The sequence below is a fragment of the Bradyrhizobium sp. SZCCT0231 genome (genome assembly GCF_018130245.1).
GTDB lineage: Bacteria > Pseudomonadota > Alphaproteobacteria > Rhizobiales > Xanthobacteraceae > Bradyrhizobium > Bradyrhizobium japonicum_F.
In genome coordinates, this window is record NZ_JAFCKP010000010.1 from 156,454 (window position 1) to 167,685 (window position 11,232).

Genomic DNA, 11,232 nt, shown 5'->3' on the forward strand with positions numbered 1-11,232 from the left:
CTCCTGTGTACCAGCGTCTTCTGGAGCGTCGGCCAGCGTACCTCTGGGAATCCCGACCGAACTAGGGAACGCGCGCGGCAGCGGCTGAAGAGGTCGTTCATGCTTAATCGTCTCGCAGATCGCTTCCAGCCGGGCCATGAAGGATGAGAGAAGGCCAGCGCCGCTAGCCTCCTTGAGGCCGCGGTCGTATTGGCCCGAGGATGCCGATCAGCAGACTCGATATGACTGCGAACAAGCTGTCGGAGCTCCACGCTAGTGCGGTCAGCCCAACAGCCGCACAAGAGCTTTTCCGAGTTTCTGTAAACTAACGAACAACATGGACGCGTCACTCAAGAAAATGAACAGAAGTGCATGGACAACATACATGCGATCCTGAAATCGGATCAGCATGCGCTCGAACAGCGCTCGCGGGTAAGGAATTGCGTAGAAGAGCAAGACGCATGCCGGTCCTAAGACCAGGGAGCCGGCCACGTCACTCGGATAGTGCCATCCGAAGATGACCCGCGGCAATGCTATAATGACGGCGACCCAGAGAAAGCAAAGTAGTCCGGCCAATCGATTTTCTATGAGGATCAGTGTGGCCAGTGCAAAGAATAGTGTCGAGGTGTCGCTGGGGAACGAGTTTCTGCGGTCCCAATCCAAACTCCATCGCGGATCGGCTACATTCAAAGGAAGCGCTGGGTCCAGAAGCGGACGATCGTGGGTGGCAAAATGAAATTGTATCCAAACGGAGAGAACGGTCGCGAGGCAAACCGCAATAAGTCCTGTGAGCATCCGGCTGCGCCGTTCTCGGTCATCGCCGGCGAACCACAACGCGAGTATTGAGAAGAATATCGGAAGTCCCCTGAACAAGGAATTGTTGGCAAGTTCCCATACGTATAGCGAGTCAGTTGCAGCGAACGAGTTGAGTCTGAGAAGGAGGTCCTGATCCCATGCGCCGCTTACCGTTCCGCTGAACCTTGCCGCAAGAAGCGGCAATCCGAAGGTTGCAGCGGCGAGAGCAATTACTGGCGCGGACAATGTGCTTTTCGACAGCCTATCCCAGGGGAACGCGCGCCCTCCGTGGGCACGATCGAGATCACAGATGACCTCGTCTGGTTCTTCCCGAACTGCCGTTTCATGCGTATGAACTCCATCGCTTCCAAGGCTATATTAATTCGCTAGCCAAATGAATGGGGAGATATTATTCAAACGACCTGGAGCGGTACCACTGAACCTGCTATCCACCCGGCTATCCCTGCTCGCTCCGTTAACCAGTCTCGCCCGACAACGGCAGTCCCCAAGCTTTTCAGGGTACAGCACGACGAACTGCTGCCGCTGGCGCAGGGCGCATTCCGGCGAGGTAAAGACGTCGGCGGAGAAGTGGTTAACGACCCACCCCTGAAAACGAGGGAGATACGGCACTCGCTCTTTAGTGGTATCGTTCGGACGTGACCGCCAAGACAGCCCCAATGCAGGCATCGGCCCCGGCTAGCTAGGCTAATCGAAAGGGGGCCGACGCCGGCCGGAACGGTCTGACGCGCTTCACCGAAGATGACCGCATCGCGATCGAGAACAACGCGGTCGAGCGTTTGATCTGTCCGACGGCGCTTTGGAAAAATGCGCTGTTCGCAGGCTCCGACCAAGGCGCCGAGCACCGGGCCATCATCGCCTCCGTGGTTGAGACCTGTACGCTGAACGACGTCGATCCGCTTGCCTGCTGGCTGACACTCACTGGAATCGTCAACGGCCAAGCAGCGACATCGATGAACTGCTTCCGTGGGCCTCTCGTCGCCAACACATCAAAGTTGTGGCCTGAAAAACGACGCATGAGACGCATCGAGACTGAGTGGTGTTGTTGCGAATAAAGGTGCGTGCCGCGCGTCACGTGTGATGAAGTTCAGATCTGCTTTGCCACAATATTTATTACAGCGTTGATTAAACCATGGTATGCAAATGAAAATATTAACTAGTGGATTCTGTGCATCGCCGTAAGTGTCGGGCCGCAAATGCGCAACGGCAACTATTCCACAGAAATCAATCGCGTCGGGCGATAATATTCCTTGTTTTGAATCGCAAACGATTCACAATCCAGTCGTCTAGGCATTTCCACAATTTGATTTGTATCCGAGTGAGTGTGGCAGGTGCGAGCCAAACATGACCCCGGCATAGCCTAGTTGTGGTCCCAAAAAAGCCCGCGGCACCCAGCCAATGGTCGCCTCGGCGATCATCGCGTGATGGTTTGTCCAATAAATCAAAATGAATGGCATGTTGCTCGGGGAAGGCCCTTCGGGGTCGAGCACATGCGGATGACATCAAATCAGGAGAACAGGTAATGGCAGTTAACGACGGTTCTGCGAACGCGCCAGTTGGATCAGCGCAGCTTTCGAGCTTACTGGACACCTATGGTGCGAACCGGCCGGCATGGAATGTCGCGGGGGTGGATTATCACGTCGGCGTGCCGACGGGGCTGACGCTCAAGGATCCTGCAACGATCTCGATGGCAGGCGTGTCCGTTGACGCGGCTCAGAAGAGCATCACGGTGACGGGCAGCGACGTCACACTCGACGGTTATGATTTCGGCGGCTGGGCTGTCGTAACCACGGCAGCGAACACCACCCTGACCAACTCGAACTTCAATGGTCTCAATCCGTCGGGTCCGCAGGATGCCGTTATTACAGGGACGTCGACGTCCTCAAATCTGCATATCGCCAACTGTACCATCGATGGCCTGAGTGGCGGTGGGCATGCCGAATTCCTCGTCGAAATGGAAGGGCCCGGCCTCACGATCGAATATTCATGGCTGAAGAATTCCAACTCCGACCTGATCGGCCGCCATGGTCAAGACGGTGGCGACATCACCATTCAATATAACCTGCTGCAGCAGGCCGGCATGGGCGGCTCAGGCACCCATGGCGACTATCTCCAAGTCTATGGCCCGACCATCGATTCGACCCACATTCTTTACAACACGGCGGTCCAGGATGGCGGTACGACCCAGGGCTTCATTGCAGACAACACCAAGTCGGGCGAGATTGCCGGCAACACCCTGATCGGCAGCGTCAGCTATTGGATGTCCGTCTCGGGTCCGGGGACGGATGCCGCAAATCTGAGCGGGACATTTTCGACGCACGACAACTATTTTGATGTGACCAAAGCCTTCGGCTTCAATTATCCGGCCGCCGGGCCGGACGACTCCTATTCCCAGACCTCCTTCGTCCACAATGTGAACATGGTAACCGGCGAGGTCGAGCAGGATGCCAATGCGCCTGCTTACACCGGGCCCACCTACACGGCGCCAAGCTCACCTGCTCCGAGCGCCCCCGCGGCGCCGGTTGTCGCCTCTTTTTCGACCGACAGCGGCGTCGCCGGTGACGGCGTGACGAACGACAACACCCTCGAGCTCAAAGGCACTGCTGCGGCCAACAGCACGGTGACCTTCTATGATGGTTCAACCAAGATCGGTACGACCACTGCGAGCTCAACGGGCAGCTGGGACTACATCACCCAGGTCCTGAGTGACGCAAAGCACACGCTGACGGCGACTGCGACCAACTCGTCGGGCCAGACCAGCGTGGCGTCGGCTGCAGTGGCTGTCACCGTCGACACCAAGGCACCAGCTGCACCGACGATCGCGAAGGATACCGTGAACAGCAGCAATCAGGCTGTCGTGTCAGGTACCGCCGAAGCGAGCAGCGCGATCAAGGTGTATGACGGCACGACGCAGGTCGGTACTACGACGACCGATTCGAGCGGAGCGTGGAGTCTGACGACCTCCGCTCTGTCGGCAGGCTCGCACGTGCTGACGGCGAAGGCCACGGACGCTGCGGGCAACGTGAGTGTCGCGTCAGCCGGCGTGGATCCGGTCATCGGTTCTGGAACGTCAGGCTCGACCGGCTCGGGCACGTCGGGCACGGGCACCACAGCGCCGGCCGCGCCGAAAATCGCCTCTTTTTCGACGGACAGCGGTGTCGCCGGTGATCACATCACCAACGACAAGACGCTGACCCTGGCGGGGACCGCGGCTGCCAACAGCACGGTCAAAGTGTTCGACGGCGCGACCCAGCTCGGCACCGCCACAGCGGACGCCAATGGAGCCTGGCACTACACGACTGTCGCGTTGCCCGATGGCAAGCATAGTCTCACTGCGACGGACACGGTCTCTGGCGTCACCAGCAAGGCATCGACCGTGCTGGATCTCACGGTGGATTCCGCTGCCCCCGATGCTCCGGTTCTGCTCAGCGATGTGACCAGTCATCATCGTGCGACCGTGACCGGAACGGCCGAGGCGGGCAGCACCATCAAGGTCTACGAGGGGACGACGCTGCTTGGCACGGCGGCAACAGGCGCCGATGGGCATTTCAGCGTGACGACTTCTGGCCTCAAAACCGGATCTCACTGGTTCGTCGCCTCGGCCACCGACGCAGCCGGCAACACCAGCACCTTGTCGCAGCCGATCGATCCGCCGATTGGCTCGCACGGCGGCAACGGCACTTCGACGGTGGAAGTCACCAATGTGCGCCCACACTGGGATCACACCGCGACGATCAAGGGCACTGCCGATCCAAACAGCCAGATCAAGCTGTTTGACGGCACGACGTCGGTCGGTTCGGTCACGGCGGGCGACAACGGCAAGTGGAGCTTCCACACCTCCGATCTGTCGGGCAAGACCCACGCCTTTACCGCGGAGCAGGTCGATACGACTGGCCACGTGGTCGCGACCAGTTCGGGCGAGGCGATCATCGGCACGGGCGGCAGCAATACGCTGACCGGCACCACGGGCAATGACATCATGGTCGGCAAAAGGGGGGCGGATACCTTCGAGTTTGCGTCGAACTTCGGTCACGACGTCATCAAGGACTTCGCTGCCCGCGGACCTGCGCACGACACGATCGAGTTCAGCAAGAGCGTGTTCGATAGTTTTGCGAGCGTTCTCTCCCATGCGGCCCAGTCAGGCCACGACGTCGTCATCGCGACGGGGAGCGACACGCTCACGTTAAAGAACACGCAGCTCGACAAGCTGAACAGCCATGACTTCCATTTCGCGTAGTCACGTGTTCAGCGACAAGGTGTAGCCACCAATCTGCGGTGCAGATCATGGAAGGCGGGGGATGGTCCCCCGCCTTCTTTTGTTCTGGCTGCCTCTATTGTGATCTACGCGTGAGCGACTTCGCGGCGTTTGCGGTATACAGCGCCCCGGATAGGATCGATACGCGCGACTTTAGCCGGTGATGCTTCGCGCGATGGTCATTCCCGGACCGGTCGCGACAAGCAACCGAGCGCCTCGTGTCGCTACACTTTCTTCGCTCCGATCAGACAGCCTTGCTCGGCTCCCATCGCATTAGGAAATACCGCGAGCACGTAGAAATAAATAAAATTAAACCGTGAAGCGGACGGTCTCGTGCTCGGATGAGCCGCCGGGCGTTTAAGTAAACGATTTCTGTGGGCTGAGGCCGTGCCGCAATGGAAGCGTGTTGAGTCTCGCTGTCTGGCATGACATCAGAGAAATGCGTGAATATTTAATCGAAAGAAAATCACGCGATTACTGCAGTGCCGTGAGTTGACCGCTGGTTAAAAAACCTCAGCCCGGCCCCCATCTGGTCCCAAAAAAGCCCATGGCGACCGGCACGTGAGACCGAGCATTAACCATGAGGTGGTGGATACAGATCGCCACGACATCGCGCTCTGCAAACGACTTCGTAGTGGAGTACGTGTCGAAGAAGCTGGGAGAGCAGATTAAATGGCGGGATGGTCATCATGTCACGCTGCTGCCGACAGGCGACACGCTCAAGTTGGTCAGGCTCGGTGCGTAAAATCGACCTGACTTCTACTTCGCGTAAACAGTAGCTCGACGACAGGGAAATCAAACTCGGGACCTGCCTTGGTGATCTTCTTGGGGATCGTCACATAAGGCGCGTTTTCAAGGGCGGGAATCATGACAAACTTTGAACGGTGGGGCGTAATCCCCTTGCCAGCAGGCCGTTATCGGATCCAACTTTCGCATTTGACGAGATTTGGGGCCGCCGCACGACAGTGGCTGGAAGATGCCGAACTGCGGACGCAAGGGCCGATCGCCTGGGCAAAGCACCTCGTCGAAGTCTTGCGGCGACGACTGTTCTCCGGTCTGCCGCGGCGGACCAGCGACTATGATGAGTCGCAGTCGGAGCTGTCGGCTTTCCTGCGGTCTTGCCGCCGGATCTTCTGGGCTCTCGCGGCCTTCAGCGGGATGAGCAATCTCCTCATGCTCACTGGCTCGTTCTTCATGCTGCAAGTCTACGATCGGGTGCTGCCCGGGCGCAGCATACCGACGCTGATCGCCCTGATGGTTCTTGCGACGGTGCTTTACCTGTTTCAGGGCGGGCTGGATCTCGTCAGGAACAGGATCAGCGCCCGGATTGGTCGGTATTTCGATGAAAGGCTCGGTGTTCGCATATTCGATGCGCTTGTTCGCCTTCCCTTGAAGACCAGGGCCGATGGAGACGGCTTGCAGCCGGTACGGGACCTTGATCAGGTCCGCAGCTTTCTGTCGAGCGGAGGGCCGACGGCGCTGTTCGATCTGCCCTGGATGCCGATCTATCTCGGCGTCTGTTTCCTCTTTCACTTCTGGATCGGCGTCACTGCGCTGGCCGGCGCGCTGGTGCTGGTCGGCATCACGATGCTTACGGAAACACGCACCCGAGGGCCGGCAAAGGCGTCCTCGCGTCTCGCAGTCTCGCGAACGGCACTCGCACTCGAGGGGCGGCGAAATGCCGAGGTTCTGCAAGCCATGGGCATGCGGCAACAGGCGGCCTTACGTTGGCGGGATGTGAACGCGAAGTATCTCGCGGCCCATGAGCGGGCCAGCGACGTCGCAAACGGCCTCGGGGGCGCCTCCAAGATCTTTCGAGCGATCCTGCAATCGCTGGTTCTTGCCGTTGGCGCAGTCCTCGTCATCAACCAGGAATCGACGGCAGGCATCATCATTGCGGGATCAATCCTCACCGCGCGGGCACTGGCACCCGTCGAAATGGCCATTGCGAACTGGAAAGGATTCGTCGCCGCGCGGCAATCGGGGCAACGGCTCGATCGTTTGCTGAAGCTTCTGCCCAGCGAGGAGGAGCGGCTGGCATTGCCTCCTCCTACCGAGACTCTCACCGTCGAGCATCTCTATATCGGTGCGCCAAACTCGGAGAGGCCCACCATCAGCGAAGTGTCGTTCCAACTGCGGAGCGGGCAGGCGGTTGGAATCATAGGTCCGAGCGGATGCGGGAAGTCGACGCTGGCACGTGCGCTGGTGGGGGTATGGCCGTGCATGCGAGGCCGGATCCGGCTCGACAACGCCGCGCTCGATCACTGGTCTTCGGACGCCCTGGGCAAGCACATCGGTTATCTGCCCCAGGACGTCGAATTGTTCGACGGAAGCATTGCAATGAACATCGCACGGTTCGATCCGCAGGCGACAGCCGCCGTTGTTCTGGAGGCCGCGCATGCCGCGGGCGCGCACGATCTCATCCTTTCGCTTCCGGATGGCTACAGCACGAAGATCGGCGAGGGAGGACTGGCGCTGTCCGCCGGGCAGCGGCAGCGCATCGGTCTCGCACGTGCCTTTTACGGAAAACCATTCCTGGTCGTGCTCGATGAGCCCTCTTCCAATCTCGACGCGGAGGGCGAGGAGGCGCTGACCGAGGCGATCCTGAACGTGCGCCGCCGCGGTGGGATTGTCGTCGTCGTCGCGCATCGTCCGAAGGCGCTTGAAGGTGTGGACCATGTCGTGTGCCTCGGGGAAGGCAGGGTTCAGTCCTTCGGCAAGAGAGAGGAGGTTCTCAGGAAAGTGTTGCGAAATCCGGTACCGCTCAAGGTCGTCGCGGAAGCTCAAGGAGGAGGCCGATGAACGGTCAGGTAGCGCCGGCGCTGCAATCCATCCAGCGTTACATGATCGTCGGAATGATCATGTTCGCTCTGGTGACCTTTGGGGTCGGCGGCTGGGCGACAACGACCCAACTGTCGGGCGCGGTGATCGCCCAAGGCGTGGTCGTGGTGGATTCGAGCGTAAAGAAGGTCCAGCACGCCACCGGCGGGATCGTGGGAGAGTTGCGCGTGCGCCAGGGCGACCGGGTCAATGCAGGCGACGTTTTGATCCGCCTCGACGAGACTCAGACGCTCGCAAATGCGACCATTGTCACCAACAGCATCGATGAGCTGCTCGCGCGGCAGGCTCGTCTCGAGGCCGAGCGCGATGGTGCCGAGGAGCTTAAGTTTCCCAAGCTGCTGCTCGACCGGGCCAAGGAGAGCAACTCCGAGGCGAGCCGTGCGATCACTGCGGAGCGGAAGCTGTTCGACCTTCGCCGTCAGGCAAGGAGCGGCCAAAAAGCCCAGTTGCAGGAGAAGAGCGCGCAGCTGGAGAACGAGATCAAGGGTTATATGGGGCAGACCGAGGCCAAGCAGAAGGAAGTCGAATTCATCCGCCAGGAGCTGGAAGGCGTGCGCAGCCTCTGGCAGAAGAATCTGGTGCCGATCACGCGGCTCAATTCGCTCGAGCGCGACTCCGCCCGCATCGAAGGGGAGCGCAGCCAGCTCGCGGGAATGATTGCTCAGTCGAAGGGCAAGATCTCCGAAATCGGACTCCAGATCATTCAGATCGACCAGGATCTGCGGACGGAGGTCGGCAAGGACCTGATCGAAACGCGCTCGAAGCTCTCCGAGCTGGGCGAGCGCAAAACCGCAGCGGTCGATCAATTGAATCGGGTCGATATCAGGGCACCGCAATCTGGCCGCGTCCACGAGCTCAGCGTCCACACGGTTGGGGGGGTAATCTCTCCCGGCGAGCAAATCATGCTGATCGTACCTGACGCGGATTCGCTTGCAATCGAGGTCAAGATCGCTCCGCGCGATATCGACCAGGTCTATGTGGGGCAGACCGCGACAATGCGCTTCGCAGCGTTCAACCAGAAGACCACCCCCGAAATCGATGGGGAGGTCAGCATGGTTTCGGCAGACATTACGCAGGATCAGCGTGCCGGCACGAGTTACTACACGGGGCGCGTCCTGCTGAAGCCCGAAGAGCTGGCGAAACTTGGATCGGCCAAGCTGCTGCCCGGCATGCCGGTGGAGGTCTTCATCAAGACAGCCGGTCGGACCGCGCTGTCCTACCTGCTTAAGCCGCTGCACGATCAGGCGGAGCGTGCATTCAAGGAGCGCTGAGTCTTCGTCTTCGCGCAGACTAGCAGCGCTCGACTTCACGCGATCGGGGCCGACGCCTATCGGGTTGAATCCGACCGCTGCTGTCCGTTCCTGCTCGCAAGCCGTACGCCAAGAGCAGGATTACGCGACTGTCGCGCTGTACAGAGGCCGATCAAGTCGCGCTTAGTCCGGTTTGCGTCGACGGCGCTTGATTATCCAATAGGCCGCATATGCAACTGCGGCGAAGGATAGTCCCGCCCCTGCGACCGGCCCGGGTGCGCCCTGTGCTGTCCCCGTCCCCTGACCGACGTAGGTGTAGCTTTGGTCAGGAGGAAAGAACAGAGTAGCCGTGAAGTAGACGCCGGCCGGCACCGCTGCGGCCATCGTGAGGAAGATTGCAAGGACCCACCCGGGCAAGGTCATATTTCTTCTCCCATTGCTTCCGCAGTCAAAAAATAAATAATTTAAGGCAGAATAATCATCAAAATTAAATGCCGTCAATATAAAATCGTGGGTGGACGCTGATGGATAATACGCGCGCGACGATTTGACGCCGGTGCATCAGAGCTCCGATGTCCGCACACGAAGATTTAGATCCGGGAGCCCGTTGTGAATCACGCGGGACGATCTTGAAGTTCGGTCCATGGGAGCCGTTCTGCATTGCAGCCCAAGCTCTCCGCCACGTCGATGACAGGGGCGATGTGCCGAACGAATCCAAGTTCGCGAAGAAATCTCGACCACAGATAATGAAACACCGTCCAGGCTATCGGTTGTTGCGTGTAAACGTCGCCCCGAAACACGACGAACGAGCGATCGGTTCCTGTTGCCAGATGTCGAACGAGATTTCGGTTCGATCCGTCGGGAGTAAGCTTTGCGACCTGCAACTGACATGACGCTCTGGTGGCTCGGATGATGAGAGTGCCAGTCGTAATTTCATTGGTCGCCACGACGCTGAAGTGATTTCGTTCGAGGAATCCAACAAGCTCCTCCGCTAGCTGGTCTGGATTTTCAAATGGTATCGCAATCTTCCATCCAATGGCCAGCAATAGCACGGCCGCGATAGCCCACTTAAATCGGGCGGAGGAGCTCACGCCTCACCCCCAGTACGCAGAAGCCGACCGTCAGGCCCAAAATGGCTGTGTTCGCGACCGCGCCTCCCCACCAACTGTGGAACATGGCGTAGTGCCATTGGCTCAAACCCATAAAGCTTATACGAGTGACATTCACCGTCACGACGGAGAAGCAAGCCATCAAACACCAGAATGGATCGTAAGCAGTTTTCTTGTGGCGGACTAACTGGTTCACCGTCACCCAGCAGAGAAACGCAAGCGATACGTTTGCGAGCGAGGAACAGCCTGGCAGAATGACCAGAACGCCGGAAGCGTCGGCAAATTCGACGACGTCTCCGGTTCGAGGGGTACCCAATATCCAACCAACGAGTGCGGCGTCGATCCGCAAAATTGGCTCAGCAAAGAAATGAAAGAACAACCGGCTCCAAAGCATGGGCACGGTAACGGCCAGAAGGATAAGAGCGCCGCGCCGCAATGATGAGGCATCGGACGTGTTGATGATATAGAGACTGAGCGCGGTTACTGCCAGCCAGCTGGCGGGACCTACCGGTAGAATGGCGAGCAGCACAAAGGCCGCTCCCAAGACGAGTTCTGAAGAACGAATCCCAATCGTTCGGTCCTGAAGAACGAGGGAAACTCCGGCGACACACGATATCCAAACGATTACACTGATCTCAAACGTGCCGAGAAGCGCATCTAGCCATCCAAGCCCGTGGACCGATTGAATGACACGGGATGCCAGCCCACTGGCGCATCCCAGGGCAAATAATCCTGCGAAAAATACACCACGAGGCAGGTCCTTCACCAGCGGCGAAGCGGAACTACCAACAATCGGTTCATCCGAAGCAGTCATAATGTAGCGCCTCGTGTCGCTTCAATTTAGCCGTGAGGGCTCCAACCGGAGCGCCATTGAGAGCCCTCTGAGGTCTCTCCAAGAGCCTTACGCAAGCCGCCGTCCTGCTCGATCCGGCACTTCGGTGCGTCGGTTCGACCAACCAGCCGTCAAACGACCGTGGCATGGCGC

At 59.0% G+C, this 11,232-nt stretch carries 5 protein-coding genes and 1 pseudogene; 4 read left to right on the forward strand and 2 right to left on the reverse strand.

What is annotated here, in order from left to right:
- Nucleotides 1-261: 261 nt before the first annotated feature.
- Nucleotides 262-1,020: a phosphatase PAP2 family protein gene (locus JQ566_RS22665; protein WP_249139733.1), complete on the reverse strand. Its 759-nt coding sequence runs from the start codon at nucleotides 1,018-1,020 to the stop codon at nucleotides 262-264.
- 491 nt (nucleotides 1,021-1,511) lie between these two features.
- On the opposite strand from JQ566_RS22665, the pseudogene JQ566_RS22670 reads away from it, so the two are divergent.
- The 4 genes and pseudogenes from JQ566_RS22670 to JQ566_RS22685 form a co-directional block, all read left to right on the forward strand.
- Nucleotides 1,512-1,798, forward strand: a pseudogene (locus tag JQ566_RS22670) (transposase domain-containing protein); the annotation flags it as partial.
- Between the two features lie 516 nt (nucleotides 1,799-2,314).
- Nucleotides 2,315-5,029 (forward strand): Ig-like domain-containing protein, encoded by a 2,715-nt coding sequence (locus JQ566_RS22675; protein ID WP_212375715.1) that lies wholly within the window; start codon nucleotides 2,315-2,317, stop codon nucleotides 5,027-5,029.
- A gap of 885 nt (nucleotides 5,030-5,914) precedes the next feature.
- Nucleotides 5,915-7,849, forward strand: coding sequence for a type I secretion system permease/ATPase (locus JQ566_RS22680; protein ID WP_249139734.1), 1,935 nt, complete (start codon nucleotides 5,915-5,917; stop codon nucleotides 7,847-7,849).
- Entirely contained in the window at nucleotides 7,846-9,159 is a 1,314-nt protein-coding gene (locus JQ566_RS22685) for an HlyD family type I secretion periplasmic adaptor subunit (protein WP_212375717.1), read from the forward strand. The genes JQ566_RS22680 and JQ566_RS22685 overlap by 4 nt, the downstream gene beginning before the upstream one ends.
- A gap of 1,047 nt (nucleotides 9,160-10,206) precedes the next feature.
- On the opposite strand, the gene JQ566_RS22690 is transcribed toward JQ566_RS22685, so the two are convergent.
- A complete protein-coding gene (locus tag JQ566_RS22690; RefSeq protein WP_212375720.1) occupies nucleotides 10,207-11,061 on the reverse strand; it encodes a hypothetical protein in 855 nt (284 codons plus the stop codon).
- Between the last annotated feature and the right edge of the window lie 171 nt (nucleotides 11,062-11,232).